This is a genomic window from Arthrobacter sp. HS15c (assembly GCF_040812005.1).
Taxonomy (GTDB): Bacteria; Actinomycetota; Actinomycetes; order Actinomycetales; family Micrococcaceae; genus Arthrobacter.
The window spans coordinates 256296-277482 of sequence record NZ_JBFOHM010000004.1 but is presented as its reverse complement, the minus strand read 5'-3'; the positions used below and the strand labels follow the sequence as shown (position 1 = coordinate 277482).

At 66.3% G+C, this 21187-nt stretch carries 23 protein-coding genes; 21 read left to right on the top strand and 2 right to left on the bottom strand.

Annotation, left to right across the window (positions count from 1 at the left end; genetic code table 11):
- Positions 1-260 precede the first annotated feature (260 nt).
- The 20 genes from ABV518_RS08185 to ABV518_RS08090 all read left to right on the top strand — a co-directional run bounded on the left by ABV518_RS08185 (position 261) and on the right by ABV518_RS08090 (position 19202).
- Positions 261-1538, top strand: a complete 1278-nt coding sequence (locus ABV518_RS08185) for an ABC transporter substrate-binding protein (RefSeq protein WP_367766389.1) — start codon at positions 261-263, stop codon at positions 1536-1538.
- Between the two features lie 65 nt (positions 1539-1603).
- On the top strand, positions 1604-2491 hold the full coding sequence (locus ABV518_RS08180) for a carbohydrate ABC transporter permease (protein ID WP_367766387.1): 888 nt from the start codon (positions 1604-1606) through the stop codon (positions 2489-2491).
- A 50-nt stretch (positions 2492-2541) separates the two neighbouring features.
- Positions 2542-3459, top strand: coding sequence for a carbohydrate ABC transporter permease (locus tag ABV518_RS08175; protein WP_367766386.1), 918 nt, complete (start codon positions 2542-2544; stop codon positions 3457-3459).
- A gap of 27 nt (positions 3460-3486) precedes the next feature.
- On the top strand, positions 3487-4854 hold the full coding sequence (locus tag ABV518_RS08170; RefSeq protein ID WP_367766385.1) for a right-handed parallel beta-helix repeat-containing protein: 1368 nt from the start codon (positions 3487-3489) through the stop codon (positions 4852-4854).
- A gap of 93 nt (positions 4855-4947) precedes the next feature.
- Entirely contained in the window at positions 4948-5991 is a 1044-nt protein-coding gene (locus ABV518_RS08165) for a LacI family DNA-binding transcriptional regulator (RefSeq protein WP_367766384.1), read from the top strand.
- A 74-nt stretch (positions 5992-6065) separates the two neighbouring features.
- Positions 6066-7652: a glycoside hydrolase family 32 protein gene (locus tag ABV518_RS08160; protein ID WP_367766383.1), complete on the top strand. Its 1587-nt coding sequence runs from the start codon at positions 6066-6068 to the stop codon at positions 7650-7652.
- A 178-nt stretch (positions 7653-7830) separates the two neighbouring features.
- Complete coding sequence (ftsH, locus tag ABV518_RS08155) at positions 7831-9894, top strand: ATP-dependent zinc metalloprotease FtsH (protein WP_367766382.1); 2064 nt, start codon at positions 7831-7833, stop codon at positions 9892-9894.
- 10 nt (positions 9895-9904) lie between these two features.
- Positions 9905-10549 carry a GTP cyclohydrolase I FolE gene (gene folE, locus ABV518_RS08150; RefSeq protein WP_367766381.1) on the top strand — a complete coding sequence of 215 codons (645 nt, stop codon included), beginning with the start codon at positions 9905-9907 and terminating at the stop codon, positions 10547-10549.
- An 11-nt stretch (positions 10550-10560) separates the two neighbouring features.
- Positions 10561-11481: a dihydropteroate synthase gene (gene folP, locus ABV518_RS08145; RefSeq protein ID WP_367766380.1), complete on the top strand. Its 921-nt coding sequence runs from the start codon at positions 10561-10563 to the stop codon at positions 11479-11481.
- 14 nt (positions 11482-11495) lie between these two features.
- Positions 11496-11855 (top strand): dihydroneopterin aldolase, encoded by a 360-nt coding sequence (gene folB, locus ABV518_RS08140; protein ID WP_367766379.1) that lies wholly within the window; start codon positions 11496-11498, stop codon positions 11853-11855.
- A complete protein-coding gene (folK, locus tag ABV518_RS08135; protein WP_367766378.1) occupies positions 11852-12391 on the top strand; it encodes a 2-amino-4-hydroxy-6-hydroxymethyldihydropteridine diphosphokinase in 540 nt (179 codons plus the stop codon). Before folB ends, folK begins: the two co-directional genes overlap by 4 nt.
- Before the next feature lie 3 nt (positions 12392-12394).
- The gene (locus ABV518_RS08130; RefSeq protein WP_367766377.1) at positions 12395-12937 is read left to right on the top strand and encodes a DUF3180 domain-containing protein; all 543 of its coding nucleotides are present in this window, start codon (positions 12395-12397) and stop codon (positions 12935-12937) included.
- The gene (locus tag ABV518_RS08125; protein ID WP_367766376.1) at positions 12918-13430 is read left to right on the top strand and encodes a PH domain-containing protein; all 513 of its coding nucleotides are present in this window, start codon (positions 12918-12920) and stop codon (positions 13428-13430) included. The genes ABV518_RS08130 and ABV518_RS08125 overlap by 20 nt, the downstream gene beginning before the upstream one ends.
- A 53-nt stretch (positions 13431-13483) precedes the next feature.
- The gene (locus ABV518_RS08120) at positions 13484-15028 is read left to right on the top strand and encodes a PH domain-containing protein (protein ID WP_367766577.1); all 1545 of its coding nucleotides are present in this window, start codon (positions 13484-13486) and stop codon (positions 15026-15028) included.
- On the top strand, positions 15021-15914 hold the full coding sequence (locus ABV518_RS08115; protein ID WP_367766374.1) for a Rossmann-like and DUF2520 domain-containing protein: 894 nt from the start codon (positions 15021-15023) through the stop codon (positions 15912-15914). The genes ABV518_RS08120 and ABV518_RS08115 overlap by 8 nt, the downstream gene beginning before the upstream one ends.
- Position 15915: 1 nt before the next feature.
- A complete protein-coding gene (locus tag ABV518_RS08110; protein ID WP_367766373.1) occupies positions 15916-16845 on the top strand; it encodes a pantoate--beta-alanine ligase in 930 nt (309 codons plus the stop codon).
- 307 nt (positions 16846-17152) lie between these two features.
- Positions 17153-17374 (top strand): hypothetical protein, encoded by a 222-nt coding sequence (locus ABV518_RS08105; RefSeq protein ID WP_367766372.1) that lies wholly within the window; start codon positions 17153-17155, stop codon positions 17372-17374.
- A gap of 32 nt (positions 17375-17406) precedes the next feature.
- Complete coding sequence (locus tag ABV518_RS08100; protein WP_367766371.1) at positions 17407-17658, top strand: hypothetical protein; 252 nt, start codon at positions 17407-17409, stop codon at positions 17656-17658.
- Between the two features lie 122 nt (positions 17659-17780).
- Positions 17781-18482: a GAF and ANTAR domain-containing protein gene (locus ABV518_RS08095; protein ID WP_367766370.1), complete on the top strand. Its 702-nt coding sequence runs from the start codon at positions 17781-17783 to the stop codon at positions 18480-18482.
- Positions 18483-18491: 9 nt separating this feature from the next.
- Positions 18492-19202, top strand: coding sequence for a GAF and ANTAR domain-containing protein (locus ABV518_RS08090; RefSeq protein ID WP_367766369.1), 711 nt, complete (start codon positions 18492-18494; stop codon positions 19200-19202).
- 13 nt (positions 19203-19215) lie between these two features.
- Here the strand turns inward: ABV518_RS08090 and ABV518_RS08085 are convergent, their stop codons facing one another.
- Positions 19216-19482 carry a hypothetical protein gene (locus ABV518_RS08085; RefSeq protein ID WP_367766368.1) on the bottom strand — a complete coding sequence of 89 codons (267 nt, stop codon included), beginning with the start codon at positions 19480-19482 and terminating at the stop codon, positions 19216-19218.
- 129 nt (positions 19483-19611) lie between these two features.
- Here ABV518_RS08085 and ABV518_RS08080 point away from each other — a divergent pair, with 129 nt between their 5' ends.
- Complete coding sequence (locus tag ABV518_RS08080; protein ID WP_367766367.1) at positions 19612-20232, top strand: TetR/AcrR family transcriptional regulator; 621 nt, start codon at positions 19612-19614, stop codon at positions 20230-20232.
- 93 nt (positions 20233-20325) lie between these two features.
- Here ABV518_RS08080 and ABV518_RS08075 read toward each other — a convergent pair whose 3' ends face one another.
- The gene (locus tag ABV518_RS08075) at positions 20326-21186 is read right to left on the bottom strand and encodes a phosphogluconate dehydrogenase C-terminal domain-containing protein (protein WP_367766366.1); all 861 of its coding nucleotides are present in this window, start codon (positions 21184-21186) and stop codon (positions 20326-20328) included.
- Between the last annotated feature and the right edge of the window lies 1 nt (position 21187).

Below are 21187 nucleotides of genomic sequence, written 5' to 3'. Positions count from 1 at the left end.
AAGCCCTCGCACAGCACTGCCGGTGGCGGCCTCTTCGGAGGCCGCCACCGGCATTTAAGCCGGGCCAAAGCCGGCCGAATTGACAAAACGATTTGTCAGCTTTCGTACCGCACCTCCAGCAGGCAAAACATCCGGGGGATGTGACCCTTGACACCCGGCCCGAAAGAGGCCTACATTAATGCCAAGTCGTTTTGGCAAAACGATTTTTCACCCCACAGACCGTCTCGCCATTCCGTTCGAGAGAAAGTGAGTCGACAGAGATGTCCACTCGAAAGACCATCAACAGGTTCGCCACCATCGGCGGCCTCTGCACCGCCGTCGCACTTGCGGCCACCGGGTGCGGCGCCGGGGGCCCGACCACTTCGGGTAGCGCCGCCAGCACCGTCAACGTCCTGGTGGAAGCTGGCGGCCACGCCGAACTGACCGGCGTCGCCGAGCAGTGCAAGAAGGACGCGGGAATCGACGTCAACTTCGTCGAACTGCCCTACGACGGCATGTTCAACCGGCTCTCCAGCGAGTTCTCCTCCGGCAACGTCTCCTTCGACGTCGCCGCCCTGGACTCCGTATGGCTCCCCAGCTTCAAGGACGCCGTCCAGCCCATCGATGAACTCTTCACCGATGAGGCCAAGAAGGACATCTTCCCGGCACTCGTCAAGGAAGCCAACGTGGACGGCCACTTCATCGGTATGCCCGCCTGGACCAACGCCGAAATCATCCTCTACCGCACCGACCTCTTCGAGGACGCCGCGAACAAGGCCGGCTTCAAGGCAAAGTACGGCTACGACCTCGCGGCACCCACCACCTGGCAGCAGTACAAGGACATCTCCGAGTTCTTCACCAAGGACGGCATGTACGGAACCGACGTCAAGGGCGGCGTCGAGACCGAATGGCTGGCCCACGTCCTCCAGGCCGGCTCCCCGATGATCCTGGACGACAACAACAACGTGGTCATCGACAACGCCGCCCACATGGAAGCGCTGGACTTCTACACCAGCCTGACCAAGTACGCGCCCCCGGGTGCCGCGCAGGTGGACTGGGCCGCGGCCCAGAACCTCTTCAACCAGGGCAAGACCGCCATGACCCGCTTCTGGGCCCACGCCTACCGCCAGATCCCCAAGGACGCACCGGTGGCCGGCAAGGTGGGCGCGGCGCCGATGATCGGCGGCAGCGCAGGCGTGGCAGGCGTTCCGGGACCCTGGTACCTCTCAGTCCCCAAGGCCACCAAGAACACGGACAACGCCAAGAAGTTCGTCAAATGCGCCTATGACTACAACAGCATGGGCATCGAGTCCAGCCTTGGCCTCGCCTCGCGCATCTCAGCCTTCGAGAAGTACCAGGACAAGGCCGGGTACGAGAGCTTCGGCCCGCTGATCGAAACACTGAACGGTAACGCCACTGCCACCCGGCCGGCCACCGAGAAGTGGCAGCAGATCGTGGACACCGTCCTGGTGCCGCTCCTGCAGAAGGCCGTGGCCGGCGGAGACTCCGCAGCCCTCCTGGCTGACGCCAAAAAGCAGATCCAGGCCCTCCTCAAGTAAGACTCCGCGGCTGGCACCTGCCCAACCGGTGCCGGCCGCGGCCCCAACAAACAGAAGAGAAAACCGTGCGCATCTCCGATCGCCGCTTCGCAACGTTTCTGATGGCTCCGGCGGCTTTGTTCCTCGCCATCTTCGTGGCTTACCCGCTGTTCCGCCTGGTGGCCGACAGCTTTTTCAAGATCTCGCCCATCGCCGGCGGGCCCCGCGACTTCGTGGGACTGGACAACTATTTCCAGGCCTTCGCCTCCGAGGCATTCATGGGCGCCGGCTGGCGGACCCTTGCCTACACCCTCGTGGTTGTAACCCTCGAATTCGCCCTAGGGCTGGGCATGGCCCTGCTCTTCACCATGCTGGGCCGCAACTCCCAGATCTGGCGGACCGTGTTCCTTTACCCGCTCATGATTGCGCCGATCGTGGCAGGGCTGCTGTGGAAGTTCCTCATGATCGACAACTTCGGCCTGATCGGGACCCTCATGCACCAGGCCGGGCTGCTGGCCAACCCCAACCAGATCGGCTGGCTGTCGGACCCCAACATCGTGCTGTTCTCGGTGGCCATTCCCGACATCTGGCTCACCACGTCGTTTATGTGCCTGGTGCTGTTTGCCGGGCTGCAGAACATCCCCGGTGACCTGATCGAAGCGGCCCGCCTGGACGGGGCCCGTGCGCCCGCCATGCTGTTCCGGATCATCCTTCCCCTGCTGCGGCCGGTCATCGCCGTCGCCCTGGTGGTCCGCGGCATCGACGCGGCACGTGCCTTCGACACCATCCTCATCCAGACCAACGGCGGCCCCCAGTCCGCCTCCGAAACCATGAGCCTGCTGATTTACCGCACCATGATCCGCTTCGGCGATCCCGGCCTGGCAAGCGCCATGGGCACCATCTACCTGCTGGCCATGCTCGCCGTCGCCTTCTTCGCGGTCTCCACCATCTGGCGGCCAGGAAAGGACAACTGATGAGCCTCGCAGACCCCCGCCTTCACGGTCCAGCCGCAACGGAGACCACCATGCCAACCACAACAGTTCCTTCCGCACCCAGCACCAAGGCGCCGGCCGGCACCGGCGCGCGCCGCCGTCGCTACCACGCGGAGGGCCTCGAGGCAGGCAAGCGCAGCACCAGGACGCTGCTGTGGATCCTCCTCGCGGCGGCCATGATCTTCTACGGTTTCCCGTTCCTCTACCTGCTCTTCACGTCCTTCAAGACGCCGATCGACACCATCGCCGTCCCGCCCACCATCCTGCCCAAGGAGTGGACGCTCGAGAACTACACCAACGCCCTGGGACGCAGCGGGGTGCTGGCTTCCTTCATCAACAGTGCGCAGACGGCCATCATCAGCACGGTCCTGTCCCTCGTGCTGGCGGTTCCGGCCGCGTACGGCATCACCCGCTACAAGACACCCAGCGGCCGCGTTTTCATCATGGCGGCGCTGGTCACCCGGATGGTGCCGCCCGTGGCCATCGGCATTCCGCTCGCATCGATGATGTCGGCAGCGGGACTCGCCGATACGCCCATCGCCCTGTCGATCGCCCACACCACCATCTCGCTGCCGCTTTCCATCTGGCTGATGTCCAGCTTCTTCGAAGCCGTGCCCAAGGACCTGGAGGAAGCGGCCACCGTGGACGGCTGCAGCAGGCTCGGCGCCCTGTGGCGGGTGGTCATTCCGGTGGTCTCCGGCGGCATCGCGGTCACGGCGATCTTCGCCTTCCTGGCGTCCTGGAACGAGTTCCTGTTCGCCCTCCTGATGACCGCCGTCAGGTCCCAGACCACTCCCGTGGTCATCGCGAATTTCCAGACCCAGTTCGGACTGGACTGGGGATCCATGACGGCACTGGCCGCGGTCTACTCGATCCCGGTCATCCTCCTTACCCTTCTCTTGCAGCGCAAGATCGTCGCGGGCATGACGCTCGGCGCCGTCAAGGGCTGAGAAACCACACCACAAAGGGAAGAAGCTATGTCAAGCAACAACTGCTACGACGTGACGACGTGGCCCGTCGGCAATGCGTTTGAGGACGTCGGTGAAGTAATCAACAGCATCATCGCTGACATCAAGGCCCGGCAGGCGGCCACCGATGCGAACAATGGCGGAAAGCCAGGCGCGGTGATCTACATTCCGCCCGGTGACTACCATCTTCGTACGCAGGTGCTGATCGACATCAGCTTCCTCAGGATCCACGGCTCGGGACACGGATTTACGTCGTCGAGCATCCGGTTCAACGTTCCCGAAGACGAATGGCCCGACCTGCATGAGCTGTGGCCAGGGGGGAGCCGCATCATCGTCGACCTTCCCCTCGGCGAAGACGGGGAGGAATCCAAGGGCGCCGCCTTCTACGTTGAGCGCAGCGGGAGCCCGCGGATCAGCTCGGTCGAGTTCTCCAACTTCTGCATCGACGGGCTGCACTTCACCCCGGATGGCTCGGGAATGCCTCCGGAGAACACCTACGTCAACGGCAAGACCGGTATCTATGTCGCAAACGCCAATGACTCATTCCGCGTCACCGGCATGGGGTTCGTCTACCTTGAGAACGCGCTCACCATCTACCACGCGGACGCGCTGTCCATTCACGATAACTTCATCGCCGAATGCGGAAGCTGCATCGAGCTGCGCGGGTGGGGGCAGGCGTCAAAGATCACGGACAACCTGGTCGGAGCGGGCTTCAAAGGCCACTCGATCTACGCCCAGAACCATGGCGGGCTCCTGATCACTGCGAACAACGTCTTCCCCCGTGGTGCGAGCAGCGTCCATCTCGACGGCGTCACGCGTTCAAGCGTCACCAACAACCGTTTGCATTCGTTCTACCCCGGGATGGTGGTTCTCGCAGCGAACAGTTCGGAGAACCTCGTGGCCACGAATCACTTCCTGCGTGACCATGAGCCCTGGACGCCCTTCCTGGGAGTCGACAACGGGCTGGATGACCTCCACGGACTTCTCTGTGTCAGCGGCAGCAACAACACTGTGGTCGGCAACCATTTCTCGCAGATCATCGACTCTCAGAGCATCCGGCCGGCAGGTGCGACGCCTGTCGTCATCCGGCTGATGGCGGGGGTTGGCAACTTCGTCTCCAACAACCACGTGGTGGCGATGGACGTCCACTCCACGTCAAGTGACTCCTGCTTCTCGGCGCAGGTGGACGCCCTCCTGACGACCGAGGCGTCGGACGATCTCGCCGTAACGGCCGTCATGGTCGATCCAGAATCAGTTCGGAATACGATCCTTGACTCCGGCACTGAGGCCCAGGTTACCGCCGACAGGGCCGTTAACGCCTTGAGGGCCACACCCACGGTCGGTTTCCAGGTGGCACATGCAGTTCTGGCCCAGTAACCGGCCCAGGGGCCACGCCCACGACCAGGGAAACGATTACTCGTCTGTAGCCTTACTGGTACAGCACCAACACCATGAGGACGTGGGAGACCAATGACCAACAGATCAGTCGGTATCAAGGAAGTAGCAGTCGCCGCAGGGGTGTCTGTGACCACGGTCTCCCATGTCCTCAATGACGTGAAGTACGCACGGATCAGTCCGGAAACCAGGGACAAGGTGAAGTCCGCCGCCGAACAGCTCGGGTACGGGCCCAACCGGCTCGCCCAGGCGCTCCGCACCCAGCGGACCGGTATGCTGGGCCTGGTCAGCGAGGACATCGCCACCACCCCCCATGCGGGACGCATCATCCTGGGCGCGGACGAGGCCGCCCGTGCCCGCGGTTATAACCTGATGATCATCAACACCTCCGGGTCCGCGAGCACCGAATCCAGGGATGCCGACGTCGAGGCCCTCCTCGAGCGCCGCGTCGACGGCATCCTCTACGCCACCATGTACCACCGCCAGGTGCAGGTGCCGGTCAACCTTGGCAGTGTGCCGTCCGTTCTGGTGGACTCGGTCAGCACCGGCGGCAGCATCACCGCGGTGGTGCCGGACGAGGAGGGCGGTGCCCGTGCCGCCGTCGGAACCCTCCTGGCGGCCGGCCATACGCGCATCGGCTTCCTTAACAACACCGACGACGTCCCCGCCACCCGGGACCGCCTCCGCGGCTTCCGGGCCACACTGACGGAGGCAGGGCTCGACGGCGACGCGGCACCTGTCGAGTCGGAGATCTCCGAAGTGCAGGGAGGCTACGAGGCGGCCCGCCGCATCCTGGCCCGCCCGGACAGGCCCACCGGGCTGTTCTGCTACAACGACCGGATGGCCATGGGCGCCTACCGGGCCGCGGCGGAGTTTGGACTGTCCATCCCCGCCGACCTGTCCGTGGTGGGCTTCGATGACCAGGAACTCATCGCTGCAAACCTGTACCCGGGCCTGACCACGGTGGCCCTGCCCCACTACGAAATGGGTGCCTGGGCCGCCGACAACCTGATCGACGCCATCGAGGGCAAGACTGACCTGGCCCTCATGGCGCTCCACCCGACCATCCTGGACTGCCCGCTGGTGGCCCGCGACTCCGTCGCAGCGCCACCGCCGTGACCCCGGGTCCGGTTCCCCGGACACCGGCAAGCAAGTCCTCCCTACCGACCAGACCAGAGCAAGGATCCAGCACCATGTCCAGCCGCCTTGATGACGCACGCCCAAAACCGGCCCCGCCGCAGGAAGTCCGGCCCCAGGAAGTGCTGCCGCAGCAAGCCCACGCCACGACGCCGCACCTGCGTCCGGCCCTGCACTACACGGCGCGGGACACCTGGCTCAATGACCCCAACGGCCTGGTCTTTTACCGGGGCACCTACCACCTCTACTACCAGAACAACCCGTACGGGAATGTGTGGGGCAACATGTCCTGGGGGCATGCCACGTCCACCGACCTGGTGCACTGGACCGAGCAGCCCTTGGCCATCGCCTGCGACGATGCCGAGGACATCTACTCCGGCAGCATTGTGGTGGACCACACCAACAGCTCGGGCTTCGGCAGCGCCGAAAACCCGCCCCTCGTGGCCATCTACACCAGCGCCTACAAGCCCGGTACCCCCCATGAAGGCACACAGGCACAGTCACTGGCCTACAGCAACGACGCCGGCATGACCTGGACCAAGTTCGCGGGCAACCCCGTGCTGACCCGCGGCTCGGCGAACTTCCGCGACCCCAAGGTCTTCAGTTACCCGGGTCCCGATGGCCCGCACTGGGTGATGGCCGCCGTCGAAGCCGGCGAGCAGACAGTGGTGTTCTACCGCTCCGCGGACCTGCGCGTATGGGAGCTGGCCAGCGAATTTGGACCGGCCAACGCCGCCGGTGGCGAGTGGGAATGCCCCGACCTCTTCCCGCTGCCTGTGGACGGCAACCCGGACCGGACCAAGTGGGTGCTGGTGGTCAACGTCAACCCCGGTGCAGTGGCCGGAGGCTCCGGCGGGCAGTACTTCGTAGGCGACTTCGACGGCTCCACATTCACGCCCGATCCGTCGTCCCTGCTGGACTCCCCGGTGTTTGGAACCACCGCCACGGACCTTGGCCGGTTGCGCGAATGCCGCTGGCTGGACTGGGGCCGTGACTACTATGCCGCGGTGTCCTTCAGCAACGTTCCGGACAACCGGCGCCTCATGATCGGCTGGCTCAACAACTGGGACTACGCCAACACGCTGCCCACGTCCCCCTGGCGGTCCGGGATGTCGCTGGTCCGTGAGGTCACCCTGGAAACGGTGGACGGCCGCCCGTCACTGGTCCAGGCCCCCGTCCTTCCGCCTCTTGACAACGTCCAGTCCCTGGGCGGCCGGGAGCTCCGCGGCGCGCTCGCGCTGCCCGAATTCCGGCCGGGCAAGGCCCAGGTGATCGACGCCGAGATCCTGCCCGGCACCTCGGGCCGCTGCGGTCTCCGGCTGTGGGAGGATGCCGACGGCGGCGCCGCCGTCCTCGCGTACGATCCCGCCGCCGGGGTGCTCAGCCTGGACCGCAAGGCGGTGGGGGACACCGCCTTCCACCCTGCCTTCGCGTCGGTGGAGTCGGCCCCCGTTCCGCTGGAGGACGGCGTGCTCACGGTTCGCGTCGTCGTCGACCATTGCTCGGTGGAGGTTTTCGCCCAGGGCGGCAAGGTGGTCCTGACGGACCTGCTCTTCCCGGGCCCGGGAAACCACGGCGCTTCAGTCTTCGCCGAGGGCGGCACGGCCATCCTCCGGAAACTGGCTGTGCACGCGGCCGTCTGACCTGCGGCGCCCCCGTCCTGGCCTCCTGCAGCCCGCTACGCCCAGAGGGAACTTTTGCGCCATACCGTGCGTGATTTACTCCGAACGGTGTATAGCTAGAACCTGACGCAGCACCACACGCGCGCAGACCACTCGCCGTGCAGCACTACCAGGAGGGACGGGGCGAATCCCCGAACAGATGAAAGCTAAGAGTTTCTTCAAGGGCCCGGGCATCTGGATCGTTGTTGTGATCGGCATGCTCCTTGTGGCTTTTGCAACACTGGCTCCCGGCGGTGCCGCCCGGATCGACACGGACAAGGGCCTGGGGCTCCTGGCCGACAACAAAGTTGAGCAGGCGAAGATCTTCGACGGCGAAAACCGCGTGGACCTGGTGCTCAAGGACAGCCTCCAGGTCGACGGGCAGGACAAGGGCAAGAGCGTCCAGTTCTTCTTCGTCGATGCCCGCGCGGTGGACGTGGTCAAGGCCGTCACCGACGCCAAACCCGCAAGCGGCTACACGGACCAGCCGATCGAGAGCAACTGGTTCTCCGGACTCCTCTCGCTGCTGATCCCCGTCATCCTTCTCGGTGCGCTGTTCTGGTTCCTGATGACCCGCATGCAGGGCGGCGGTTCGAAGATCATGCAGTTCGGCAAGTCCAAGGCCAAGATGGTCAACAAGGACATGCCGCAGGTGACCTTCGTGGACGTCGCGGGTGCTGATGAAGCTGTGGAGGAACTGCAGGAAATCAAGGAGTTCCTGCAGGAACCGGCCAAATTCCAGGCGGTGGGCGCCAAGATCCCCAAGGGTGTGCTGCTGTACGGCCCTCCGGGCACCGGCAAGACCCTCCTGGCCCGCGCCGTCGCAGGCGAGGCCGGCGTTCCCTTCTTCTCCATCTCCGGCTCGGACTTCGTTGAGATGTTCGTCGGTGTGGGCGCCTCCCGCGTCCGTGACCTGTTCGAACAGGCCAAGGCCAACTCGCCCGCCATCATCTTCGTTGATGAAATCGACGCCGTTGGCCGCCACCGCGGCGCAGGCATCGGCGGCGGCAACGACGAACGCGAGCAGACCCTCAACCAGCTGCTGGTGGAAATGGACGGCTTTGACGTCAAGACCAACGTCATCCTGATCGCCGCCACCAACCGCCCCGACGTCCTGGACCCGGCACTGCTGCGTCCGGGCCGCTTCGACCGCCAGATCGGCGTGGAAGCGCCGGACATGATCGGCCGTGACCAGATCCTGCAGGTCCACGCCAAGGGCAAGCCCATGGCCCAGGGCGTTGACCTCAAGGCTGTGGCCAAGAAGACCCCGGGCTACACCGGTGCGGACCTGGCCAACGTGCTGAACGAAGCCGCGCTGCTCACCGCCCGCTCCAACGCCAACCTCATCGACGACCGCGCCCTGGACGAGGCCATCGACCGCGTGATGGCCGGCCCGCAGAAGCGCAGCCGCGTCATGAAGGAGCACGAGCGCAAGATCACCGCCTACCACGAAGGCGGACACGCCCTGGTGGCGGCGGCACTGCGCAATTCGGCCCCGGTCACCAAGATCACCATCCTGCCCCGCGGCCGCGCGCTGGGTTACACCATGGTGGTCCCGGACAATGACAAATACTCGATCACCCGGAACGAACTGCTGGACCAGATGGCCTACGCCATGGGCGGCCGCGTTGCCGAGGAAATCGTCTTCCACGACCCCTCCACGGGCGCATCGAACGACATTGAGAAGGCCACCTCGACGGCCCGCAAGATGGTCACCGAGTACGGCATGAGCGAACGCGTGGGTGCCGTGCGCCTGGGCCAGGGCGGCGGCGAGCCCTTCCTGGGCCGCGACGCCGGGCACGAGCGCAACTACTCCGACCAGATTGCCTACGTGGTGGACGAGGAAGTACGCCGCCTGATCGACCAGGCGCATGACGAGGCCTACGCCATCCTCACCGAAAACCGGGATGTCCTGGACCAGCTGGCCCTGGAACTCCTGGAGCGGGAGACCCTCAACCAGGCCGAGATCGCGCACATCTTCACGGACATCCGCAAGCGCGACTTCCGCGAGGTATGGCTTTCGAAGGAGACCCGGCCGGTCCAGAAGGAAGGACCTGTCGAGTCGCGCCTGGAGAAGGCCGAACGCGAAGCCCAGGAGGAGGCCAAGGAGGCCCGCCTCGAGGAGCCGCTGGACGCCCAGCCCCCGCACCCCCAGGGCGTTCCGGAGGATGCCCCGTTCCAGGGCGGCATCCCCGACTCGGGGCCCGACACCCTTCGCGGCTAAGCTTTCATACGTGAATCACTTCGACGACGACGACGCCCACTCCTCCGCCGGGTACCCGGCGGAGGACGGATCCCACCACAAAAAGCACGAGAAAGTGGACCGGCCGCGGATCGAAGCTGCCGTCCGCGAAATCCTGCTGGCCATCGGCGAGGATCCGGACCGCGGCGGGCTCCAGGACACCCCCAAACGGGTAGCCAAGGCCTACGCCGAGGTCTTCGCGGGGCTGCACCACGATCCGGCGGATGTCCTCTCCACCAAGTTCGACCTGGACCACGAGGAACTGGTCCTGGTCAAGGACATCCCCTTCTACTCCACCTGCGAGCACCACCTCGTGCCGTTCCACGGTGTGGCCCACGTTGGCTACATCCCGTCCCATGACGGAAAGGTGACCGGGCTGAGCAAGCTGGCGCGGCTCGTGGACATCTACGCCCGCCGCCCCCAGGTCCAGGAGCGGCTCACCACCCAGATCGTTGAAGCGATGGTCAGCCATCTCAAACCCCGCGGCGCGATCGTCGTGGTTGAATGCGAACACATGTGCATGTCCATGCGCGGTGTCCGCAAGCCCGGAGCGAAGACCGTCACCAGCGCGGTACGCGGGCAGCTCCATGACCCGGCCACCCGTGCCGAAGCCATGAGCCTCATCCTCGGAAGGTAAGTATCAAGACCATGGACTCACTAGCTGCAGCCCCGGGAACCGGGCCCGCAACATCTCCGCTGCCCATCCTGCGCAAACCGCGTCCGGCCGCGAAATTCTCCGACCTCCCCACCGACCGCACCCTGGTCATGGGCGTCCTCAACGTCACCCCGGACTCATTCAGCGACGGCGGCAAGCACCCGACAGCTGACACCGCCATCGCGGCGGGCCTGCGGATGTTCTACGCCGGGGCGGACATCATCGACGTCGGTGGCGAATCGACACGTCCAGGCGCGGAAGACGTCAGCCCGGACGAGGAACAGCGGCGCGTGATCCCTGTGATCCAGGCCCTGGTCAAGGCCGGTGCCCTGGTTAGCATCGACACCACCCACGCATCCACCGCAGCTGCCGCTGTGGAAGCCGGCGCCGCCATCATCAACGACGTCTCCGGCCTCACCATCGAACCGGAAATGGCAGAGCTCGTTGCCGCATCCAAGGTGCCCTATGTGCTCACCCACCGCCGCGGCGACGCCCGCACCATGAATTCGCTGGCCGACTACAAGGACGTTGCCGCCGAAGTGGTGGCCGAACTGGCCGGGGTACGGGACAAGCTCTACGCGGCCGGGGTCAGCCAGGACCAGATCATCGTGGACCCGGGCCTGGGCTTCGCCAAGAATGATGCCCAGAACTGGGAACTCCTGCAGCACCTGGACCAGCTCGAAAGCCTCGGCCACAAGGTCCTGGTGGGCGCTTCGCGCAAGCGTTTCCTGGGCACGCTGCTCACGGTGGCCGGCAAGTCGGCCGCACCGGAAGAGCGGGACGCGGCCACCGCGGCCATCACCGCCATCAGCGCGTTCCGCGGGGCCTGGGCGGTCCGCGTGCACGACGTCGGCCCCAGCCTTGACGCCGTCAAGGTTGCCTCACGCATGGCTGCCGCCCGCACCGCACACTAGGGCCGGGGGACCCCATGGACAGGATTACGCTGAGCGGTGTGACCGCCGTCGGCCATCACGGTGTGTTCGATTTCGAACGCCGCGAGGGCCAGCCCTTTGTGGTGGACGCCGTGCTGCACCTGGACTTTTCCCCGGCGGCCGCCTCGGATGATGTCCGGGACACCGCGCACTACGGCGAAGTGGCCGAGCGCATCACCGGCTGGATCACGGGCGAGCCGGTAAACCTGATCGAGGCCCTGGCTGTCCGGATCGCCGAGGACCTGCTCAGCGAGTACCGGCTCCACGCGGTGGAGATCACCGTGCATAAGCCCAAGGCGCCCATCGAGGTTCCCTTCGGCGACGTGTCCGTCAGCGTGTACCGGGAGCAGAAATGACCGCCGGCTATTCCAAGGCAGTGCTTGCGCTCGGCAGCAACCTCGGCGAACGGAACGACACCCTGTCCGGGGCCGTTGCGGACCTCGTGGATCCGCCCGAGGTCCGCCTGCTGGCCGTCTCCCCGGTAGTGCAGACCAAAGCGGTCGGCGGGCCCGCCGGCCAGCCGGACTTCCTGAACATGGTCATCACCGTCGAAACCACACTGTCCCCGGCGGCGCTGCTGGAGCACTGCCAGTCCGTGGAGAACAAGCACCACCGCGTCCGGGAGGTGCGCTGGGGGCCGCGGACGCTTGACGTCGACATCATCACCTACGGCGACCTCACCAGTGACGACCCGGATCTGACCCTGCCGCACCCGCGTGCCGCCGAACGCGCCTTTGTGCTCTATCCGTGGTCCCTGATCGAGCCGGCGGCGACGCTGAACGGCGAACGGATCAGCGCCCTGGCTGCCCGGGCCTCCGACTTCGACGACCTGGTTCCGTTCGACGGCTTCGGCGACTTCGACGGCGTCCCCACGGCCGGGGCGGTTGAGTAGGCCATGAAACCCATCAACCCGCTGCGCCTGCTGCTGATCGGCCTGATCCTGGCCGTTGCCGGCTGGGCCGCCACCGTCCTGACCAACCGGTACAGCGTGGCCACGCCCGTCCTGCCCGCCACGGCGCTGGCCACCATGGGCGTGATCGTGGCCATCACGCTGGTCCTTGGCATCCGGATCCTGCGGTGGCGCAACAGCAACCGCGACGCCACCAAGAAAAAGACTGCCCTCAACCCGATCCTCGCCGCCCGGACCCTTGTCCTGGCCCAGGCCTGCGCCTACGCCGGCACGGTCCTGCTGGGCTGGCACGCCGGGATTTTCCTGGACCAGCTGCGGGTCTGGAGCATGCGCAGCGACCAGGGCATCACGTGGCTGTCGCTGGCCCAGGCCGGCGGCGGCCTGGTGATGATCGTGGTGGGCCTGCTGGTGGAGCGGTTCTGCAAGATCCCGCCGGAGGACACCGAAACGCCGGGTGAGGGCCAGCGCGGCCGGAGCCCGCGTGGTGAAGCCGCAGGGGAAGGCGAATATGCATACCGAGGCGATTGATCCGCCGGGCATCAGCTGGCAGCGGGTGTCGCCCAAATACGTGACCGTGCGGCTGGTGCAGTGGGCCCTCGGGAACATCGTGATGGTGCTCGTCCTGAGCCTGCCGCTCGTGTTTGTGACCCTTGGCTGGTGGCAGTGGCCGCCCTTGTGGCTCGCCATCCTGGTACCGTCCGCAGCGCTGGTCCTGGCTGTCTGGCGGCTGGTGCTCATCCCGCGCCAGGTACGCGCCATCGGCTACGCCGAGCGTGACGACGACCTCCTGATCCGGGGCGGCATTTTCTTCCAGCGCACCATGGTGGTCCCCTACGGGCGGATGCAGTACGTGGACATCGGCGTCGGCCCCGTGGAACGCGGACTCGGGCTGTGCACACTGAAGCTTCACACCGCCTCGCCGGGCACCAACGCACACATCCCCGGGCTGCCCGCCGCCGAAGGGGCACGCCTGCGCGAGCAGCTGTCGGCCCGCGGCGAAGCCAGGCTGGCTGGGCTGTGACCGCTGACGGCCCTGTCCCGGAGCCTGGGACGGCGCCGGGCCCTGTACCCGCCGTGGCCGCACCGGAAACGCCTGCGCCCGCCGCGCCCGCACTGCAAACGCCCGACGGCGAGTGGCTGCGCGTGCACCCGGCGTCGCCGTTTGTGCGCGGCTGGGTGGCGCTGGCCGCCATCGGATTCTTCTTCGGCCGCGACTTCTTTGAGCGGATGCTGCAGGGCAGGCCCGTCCTGGAAGACGACTTCGCCGGCCGGATACCCTGGCTGCTGGCCGGCGGCGGGGCCGTCCTGCTGATAGCTGTGCTCGGCTTCATCCTGACCTGGTATTTCACCCGGTACCAGGTGGCCGGCGGCTATGTCCGGGTCAACACCGGCTTCCTCTTCCGGCAGCAGCGGCAGGCCCGGCTGGACCGGGTCCAGGCCATCGACATTGTGCAGCCCCTGTTGGCAAGGATCTTCGGCCTGGCCGAGCTCAAGTTCGAGGTGGCCGACGCCGGCGAGTCCGCCGTCCGCCTCGCCTACCTCCGGATGGACGAGGCCCGGCAGCTCCGGGCCACCATCCTCGCCCGGGCCGCCGGCGTGGTCCAGGACCCGGCCCGGCCGGAGGAGGCCGCGCCCGAGGCGCCGGAATATCCGGTACTGTCCGTGCCGCCGTCGCGCCTGGTCGGTTCGCTGCTGCTCAGCGAGCAAAGCTTCTTTGTGGTCCTCGGCGGCATCGCCTCCGTGATCCTGTCCGCGGTGACCGAGAACCGTGGCTTCTACTTCTACCTGATTCCGGCCGCGCTGGGACTTGCCGCGAGTTACTGGGGCTCCTTCAACAAGGGCTACAACTTCACCGCCGCCATCTCCCCGGACGGGATCCGGCTGCGGTACGGGCTGCTGGACACCCAGGCACAGACCCTCCCGCCCGGAAGGATCCAGGCGCTCAGGGTGGCGCAGCCGCCGCTGTGGCGGATCTTCGGCTGGTATCGGATCCAGGTCAATGTTGCCGGGTACGGGGCCGCCGGGAGCAACGGCGAAACAGCGTCGCGGACCACACTGCTGCCAGTCGGCAAGCTGGCCGACGTCATGAGCATGCTGTCGCTGGTGCTCCCGGACCCCGGAACTCCGGAGCCGGGACGGGTCTTCGGTGCGGGGCTCACCGGGCTGGATTCCGACGGCGGTTTTGTCACCACGCCGCGGCGGGCCCGGCTCCTGGCCCCGCTCGGCTGGCGCCGCAACGGATTCGCCGCCACCGCAACGGCCCTGCTGATCCGCTCCGGACGCTGGTGGCGGCAGCTGGTGGTGGTCCCGCACCAGCGCACGCAGTCCATTGCCCTGCACCAGGGCCCGCTGGCCAGGCGCTTCGGAGTGGTTGACCTCGTGCTCCACACCACCGCCGGCCCGGTCTCACCCCGCCTGATCCAGGCCGGGACGGACGAGGCCAGGACCCTTTTCGACGAACAGTCCGCCCGCGCCCGGCTGGCCCGGAAGCGCCAGACCACCGAACACTGGCTGGCCCAGGTGGTGCCGGCAGCCCCGGTGGTTGAGCCTGCCCCGGTGGTTGAGCCTGCCGAAACCCCGGACACCCACACACAACAGGAAGGCCAGCAGCATGGCTAAGCCCGGACGCCTCGGCGTCGGAATCATCGGTGCCGGCAAGGTGGGCGCCGTCCTCGGTGCGGCGCTCCGCTCGGCGGAACACGCCGTCGTCGGGGTTTCCGCCGTGTCCGACGCTAGCCGCGAACGGGCCGAAGCGCTGCTTCCCGGGGTGCCCGTCCTGGAGATCCAGGACATCGTGGAGCGCTCGGAGCTGGTGCTCCTCGCCGTCCCCGATGACGCCCTGGCCGGCCTCGTGGCAGGGCTGGCAAAGCTCGGGGCCTGGCAGCCGGGACAGCTGGTGGCCCATACGTCGGGCAGGTTTGGGGTGGGGGTCCTGCATCCCGTGCGCGCGGCCGGTTCCATCCCGCTCGCCCTGCACCCTGCCATGACTTTCACCGGCATGAGCCTGGACCTCACCCGGCTGCTGGACTGCACCTTCGGCGTCACCGCTGACGCGGCCATGTTGCCCATCGCCCAGGCCCTGGTGGTGGAGATGGGCGCCGAGCCCGTGGCCATCGCCGAAGGCGACCGGACCCTTTACCACGCTGCCCTGGCCCACGGCTCCAACCACATGGTCACCTTGGTGGCGCAGGCATCCCAGCTGCTCCGCGAGGTGGGCGTGGACGCCCCGGAACGGATGCTGGGGCCACTCCTGCGGGCCACGCTGGAGAACGCACTGGCCTCCGGCGAAGCCGCGCTGACCGGGCCGGTGGCCCGTGGCGACGTCGGGACAGTGGCTGCCCACGCCGAGGCCCTGCGGGAATACGACGCCGGCGCCCACGGGGATGTGCTGGCGGCGTACCTGGCCATGGCCCGGTCCACAGCCCGCCGCGCCGAAAGCCGCGGCCTGCTGAAGGCGGACCAGCTGAAGGGGCTGCGCGAGGCCCTCGAACCGAAGGAAGACTGAGATGCCCATCAAACTGGTGACGACGGCGGTCGAACTGCGGTCCGAAAGCGCCCGCCTGCTGATGCAAAAACAGGGTGCGTCACAGGGCCTGGTGCCCACGATGGGCGCACTCCACGAGGGACACGCCCAGCTGGCGCGCACCGCCGTCGAACAGAATGACGTGGTAGTGGCGTCCATCTTTGTGAACCCGCTGCAGTTCGGCGACGCCGTGGACCTGGACCGCTACCCGCGGACGCTGGACGCTGACCTGGCACTGCTGGAGGCCGAAGGCGTGGACCTGGCGTTCGCACCATCGGTTGAGGAGGTGTACCCCGGCGGCGAGCCGCTGGTCCGGGTGACCGCAGGCCCGTTGGGGGATAAGTGGGAGGGCGCCTCCCGGCCCGGCCATTTCGACGGCGCCCTCACCGTGGTGGCCAAACTGCTGCACTACGGGATTCCCGGCGCCGGCCTGCCGCCGTCGGGCGCCTTTGCCTCCTCCGGTGGCGCCGGCCTTGCAGCCTACCGTGCCTACTTCGGCCAGAAGGACGCCCAGCAGCTGGCGCTGGTCCGGCGGATGGTGGCTGACCTGGACTTCCCCGTCGACATTGTGGGAGTGCCCACGGTGCGGTCCGCCGACGGCCTGGCCCTGTCCAGCCGCAACCGCTTCCTCTCCGGCGAACAGCGGGAAGCCGCGCTGGTCCTCTCCAGGGCGCTGCGGCTCCTCGAAGACCGCTCCAACGCCCACGAACCGCTGGACCTCGAGTCCGCCCAGGACCTGGTGGCGTCCCAGCCGCTGGTGGAACTGGACTACTTCGAAGTGGTGGACCCGGGCACGCTGGAACCCCTGGCCGAGAACTGCCGGGAGACCCCGTTCCGCGGCGAAGGCCTCGCGATCATCGCCGCCAAAGTGGGACCGGTCCGGCTGATCGACAATGTGCCGCTGAGCTCCTGAAGAGTCCGGGCGGTGATTGCGGCCTAACCGGGCGGGTTGTGGCGCGGGTCCCTGTTGGTCGGGCGTCGGGTCAGCTATGCTCAAATTGTTGCCCCAGACCCTGGCATCGCCATATTCGGCGACCCCAGGAGGACCTGACATCAATTCGGGCGCACCACATTCCACAACCAGCCTTACCTTTGGCCTTTGTGCTTTCCGGCGGCCGTATGCACGGCACAGCCGCGTGCGGGCGTGCACCAGGCACACCTGCGCTCCCCACCGACCCCTGTGGCCGACATGCCACACCCCTATCAGGAGCTAATTCCCGATGATCAGCACAGTAGAGGACGGCCTGTCCTATGTCGTCAAAGTGACTGATGCGTCCGTCCTGGACGACTATCTGAATTCTGCGGTGGACCTGGCGCGCCAGCATGCCGCCAAAAGCGGGATCTGCGGGATTCTGGTGACCCGGCACGCGCACGACACCTTCACGGTGGCGTTGAGCGAAGCCGTCCCGTTCGGCGAAACCCGCGAACGTTTCGACCCCTAGCGGAGGCCCCGATGTATGACGATCTAAGAATCTTGACGCTCCCGCCGGAAATTGCTGCCCCCTCGCCGTTACCCGTGGTGCCCGGCGCCAGTCCGATCGGTATGCAGGCGCTGGACATCATCGCCTCCATCCTTGAGGACGCATCGCCCGGGCTGGCAGAGATCAAGCTCAACCTGCGCAAATGCATGGCCCATTATCCGGGTGCCCCGGAGCGGGCCCTCCTCGCCCACCTTGTGGAGACCTCAAACCGCGTGAATTCGGAAGGCGGTAAACGGCAGCCCTGATTGCGGCTGCGGACGATCCAGGCAGTGTCGGTGGGTATCCTTAGGTGACGACTTCGCCGTCCCCGGTTCAGCCAGCAGCCGGTCCGGTGAGAGCGGGATGAATCAAGGATCAGAGGCTCACCATGGAAATTACGCCCGGGCTGGTCGCGGGTGACGAGGACCTGTGTGGCCCCTACTTGGCGAAATTGCCGATAACGGGTGCAGCCGTATCGCTTTTTGGCGGTGCCACCGCTGAAACCCTCGTGTGTGCGAGCGACGCCTTGGCCGCCCACTTGGACGAGCTTCAATTCAGCCTTGGTGAAGGGCCACGCTGGCGGGCTGTCCGGTCCCGGCTGCCCGTGCTGATCCCCGACGTGCAGGCCGTGGCGCACGCTGACTGGCCCATGTTCCACAAGGCTGTTGCAGGGACCCCAGCCGCTGCGCTGTTTGTCTTCCCGCTTACGGTTGGCGCGGTGGACCTCGGTGTCGTTGAGCTCTATCACTCGTCGCCCGGAACCTTGAGCAGCTCCGACCAAGCGACGGCGGCTGTGCTTGCCGGACAAACCTCCTGGTATCTCCTTCGCAAGATCCTCACCATCAGCTCGCCCGACACTGATCCCGCCCTGGAGCCGGGCCTGATGTCCCGCCGTGAGATCCACCAGGCCACGGGCATGGTCCTCGCGCAATCGGGTGCAACCGCGGCGGACTCCTTGCTGCTGCTACGCGCCTACGCCTTCGCCCATGACCTCACGCTGCGTCAGACGGCCGACGCCGTCCTCGAAGGCCGGCTGAGTTTCGCGCCCGAGGTAGGTCCAAGCGGCTTGGGTGGCCTGTCACTGACGTAAAATAGGGCCATGGCAACCACCACCCGCGCGGAGCGCGTCAGCACGGCGTTCGTGAAACTGACGGACACGCTGGTTGCTGACTACGACGTCCTGGACCTCCTCCATACCTTGGTCGAGGAATCCGTGGGGCTCCTCGACGTCGCGGCGGCGGGCCTGGTCCTGGCCGATCCCAGCGGTCAGCTCCAGGTGTTGGCGTCCACCAGCGAGCAAAGCCAGCTCGTGGAAGTACTGCAGCTGCAGGCCGGTTCAGGGCCTTGCGTGGAATGCTATACGAGCGGCACTGCCGTGGCGGTGGCGGACATTGAAGCGCTTGAGCGGTGGCCGGACTTCAAGGCCGCGGCGCTGTCGCAGGGCTTTCGTTCCGTGCACGCTGTGCCGATGCGCATCCACGGCCGGACCATCGGCGCGATGGGGCTCTTCGGCGCCAACCCAGGCTCCCTGACTGCGGAAGATTCCGCCATCGGACAGGCTCTTGCGGACGTCGCGACGATTAGCCTCATGCACGAACGCACCATCAGGGAGGCCGTCCTTGTTAATGAACAGCTGCAGCGTGCGCTGAACAGCCGCGTGCTGATTGAACAGGCCAAGGGTGTCATCGCGCACACCGCAGGCGTCGACATGGACGAGGCGTTCAACCGGCTGCGGAATCACGCCCGCGCCCACAGCGAGGGCCTTCACGAAACCGCAGGCCGGATTGTGGACCGCAGCCTGACGCTTTAGCGCGGCGTTACATTTATACCGGAAGGTCCCGGTTGAACATCAGCTGTTCCAGCAGTGCCTGCTCCGGCTCCCCGGGATGCCGCGCCACGCAACGGCGCAGCCTGGCCCTGGCCAGTTCCTCGCCGGGTGACTTTCCGCAGAGCACTTCGTCGATGATTTCTTGGGCCTGCCACCGCAGTGACTCGATCGCGAAACGCCGAATCTCGACCGGATTGAAGCCTTCTTCCATCCAGGGATCTGGGTCTGAGGGCACGCTTTGATACATCCGCTCTGCTGACATCGGGGCCTCCTTGCACCAATACGGCGGGATCATCAACGGTCCAACCGGCGTCAAAAGCACTGCGCGTAGGAAGAACACTACAACTAGTAAGACTGGTCTGTCTCTACCTGGAGTAAACTGTTTTCCACGATGAGTTCAGCAGCAGAATCTGTTCCGTCCCCGGTGCAAACGCAGCCGGAGGCGTCAGCCGGTCACGCCGATGCGGTGGACCGGATCCTTGCTGTTGCCTACGAACTTTTCTCCCGCCGGGGCGTCCGCGACGTCGGCGTTAACGAACTCATTGAACGTTCCGGCGTTGCCAAAGCAACCTTTTACCGGCACTTCCCGTCCAAGGATGCCCTGGTGCTGGCCTTCCTGGAACAGCGGGACCGGCAGTGGACCGTGGACGCGATCGTCTCCGAGGCCCGGCGCCGCGGGACCACGCCCACCGAGCAGCTGCTTGCCATCTTCGACGTCTTCGGCGACTGGTTCCTGCGCGAGGACTTTGAGGCGTGCTCATTCATCAACATCCTGCTGGAGATGGGACCGGCGCACCCCCTCGGCAAGGCCAGCATCGACTACCTGGCCAGGATCCGCGGCCACGTCCAGGCCCTTGCGGAAGAAGCCGGGCTCGCCCGCCCTGAAGACTTTGCCAGGTCCTGGCACATCCTCATGAAGGGGTCCATCATCTCTGCCACCGAGGGTGATATGCAGGCGAACAAGCGCGCCCAGCAGATGGCCGCCTGGCTGATCGAACACCACCGCGGCTAGAACAGCAGCACAAACGACAAGCCGGTGGTTGGGCTTGTGGAAACATGGGTTTCGACAAGCTCAACCACCGGGCATAGTCCCGCCTGTTTGCTGCTAGTGCTTGACGGCGTCCAGCTTGAGCATCTTGGCGATGACGCTGTCGAGTTCGGAGTCGTCGAAGATCTTCTTCCAGTCGTCCTTGATGATGGTGTCCTTGCCGTACTGGATGGCGATTTCGCAGGCCTCGGAGAACGGGTTGGAGCCGCGCAGGGCGTTGGTGAGCGCGATCTGGACGTGGCCGAACAGCATGGCCTTGGCCGCTTCCTCCGGGACGCCGGCGGTGTGGACGGTCTCGTGCAGTGCCTCGTTGAGGAGGGTGCCGATCATGCAGGCCACGGTTTCCACCAGGGTGGGTTCGAGGATGGCGAGCTGCTTCACGGTGACCCAGTGGACGTCGATGACGGGCGCGTAGATGATGCGGATGGTGGCCTCGGCGGCTGCCTTGGTTTCCTCCGTGGCGTTCTCGTCGATCGCGGCAACCACGTTCTGCGGGGCGCCTTCGCCGCCGAAGGTGTCGGCCCATTCTTCCTTGGTGGTGCGCTCCAGGAACACGGACGGGTGGCACGGGTGCGCCACTGCCTGGACGACGTCGTCGCGCTTGGCCAGCAGTCCGGCGTAGGCGGCGGCGGGGTCCAGGGTGAGCAGGATCGCACCGGCCTTCAGCTGGGGGACCACGCCCTGGGAGACGACGCCGAGGACGGTGTCCGGGACGGCGAGGATGACCACGTCGGCGTCCTTGACGGCGTCCTCAGTAGAGGTGATGGTGCGGCCTTCGGCCTGGATGCGTTCCTGGCCTGCGGGGGAGTTCTCGCTGTAGAAGACGGTGTGGTTGCTCTTCTGGAGGTTACGGGAAACGCGCATTCCCATTTTGCCACCGGCTCCGATGACGGCGACGGTCAATTTTTCTGCTGACATT

Bases quoted from the DNA above. Each gene is read 5' to 3' on its own strand.
- folK (WP_367766378.1), top strand. From the start codon at position 11,852: ATGACCGCCGGCTATTCCAAGGCAGTGCTTGCGCTCGGCAGCAACCTC.
- ABV518_RS08075 (WP_367766366.1), bottom strand. From the start codon at position 21,186: ATGTCAGCAGAAAAATTGACCGTCGCCGTCATCGGAGCCGGTGGCAAA.
- ABV518_RS08105 (WP_367766372.1), top strand. From the start codon at position 17,153: ATGATCAGCACAGTAGAGGACGGCCTGTCCTATGTCGTCAAAGTGACT.
- ABV518_RS08160 (WP_367766383.1), top strand. From the start codon at position 6,066: ATGTCCAGCCGCCTTGATGACGCACGCCCAAAACCGGCCCCGCCGCAG.
- ABV518_RS08095 (WP_367766370.1), top strand. From the start codon at position 17,781: ATGGAAATTACGCCCGGGCTGGTCGCGGGTGACGAGGACCTGTGTGGC.
- ABV518_RS08170 (WP_367766385.1), top strand. From the start codon at position 3,487: ATGTCAAGCAACAACTGCTACGACGTGACGACGTGGCCCGTCGGCAAT.
- ABV518_RS08115 (WP_367766374.1), top strand. From the start codon at position 15,021: ATGGCTAAGCCCGGACGCCTCGGCGTCGGAATCATCGGTGCCGGCAAG.
- ABV518_RS08090 (WP_367766369.1), top strand. From the start codon at position 18,492: ATGGCAACCACCACCCGCGCGGAGCGCGTCAGCACGGCGTTCGTGAAA.
- ABV518_RS08130 (WP_367766377.1), top strand. From the start codon at position 12,395: ATGAAACCCATCAACCCGCTGCGCCTGCTGCTGATCGGCCTGATCCTG.
- folP (WP_367766380.1), top strand. From the start codon at position 10,561: ATGGACTCACTAGCTGCAGCCCCGGGAACCGGGCCCGCAACATCTCCG.
- ABV518_RS08085 (WP_367766368.1), bottom strand. From the start codon at position 19,482: ATGTCAGCAGAGCGGATGTATCAAAGCGTGCCCTCAGACCCAGATCCC.
- ABV518_RS08125 (WP_367766376.1), top strand. From the start codon at position 12,918: ATGCATACCGAGGCGATTGATCCGCCGGGCATCAGCTGGCAGCGGGTG.
- ABV518_RS08165 (WP_367766384.1), top strand. From the start codon at position 4,948: ATGACCAACAGATCAGTCGGTATCAAGGAAGTAGCAGTCGCCGCAGGG.
- folB (WP_367766379.1), top strand. From the start codon at position 11,496: ATGGACAGGATTACGCTGAGCGGTGTGACCGCCGTCGGCCATCACGGT.
- ABV518_RS08080 (WP_367766367.1), top strand. From the start codon at position 19,612: ATGAGTTCAGCAGCAGAATCTGTTCCGTCCCCGGTGCAAACGCAGCCG.
- ABV518_RS08175 (WP_367766386.1), top strand. From the start codon at position 2,542: ATGCCAACCACAACAGTTCCTTCCGCACCCAGCACCAAGGCGCCGGCC.
- ABV518_RS08110 (WP_367766373.1), top strand. From the start codon at position 15,916: ATGCCCATCAAACTGGTGACGACGGCGGTCGAACTGCGGTCCGAAAGC.
- ftsH (WP_367766382.1), top strand. From the start codon at position 7,831: ATGAAAGCTAAGAGTTTCTTCAAGGGCCCGGGCATCTGGATCGTTGTT.
- ABV518_RS08185 (WP_367766389.1), top strand. From the start codon at position 261: ATGTCCACTCGAAAGACCATCAACAGGTTCGCCACCATCGGCGGCCTC.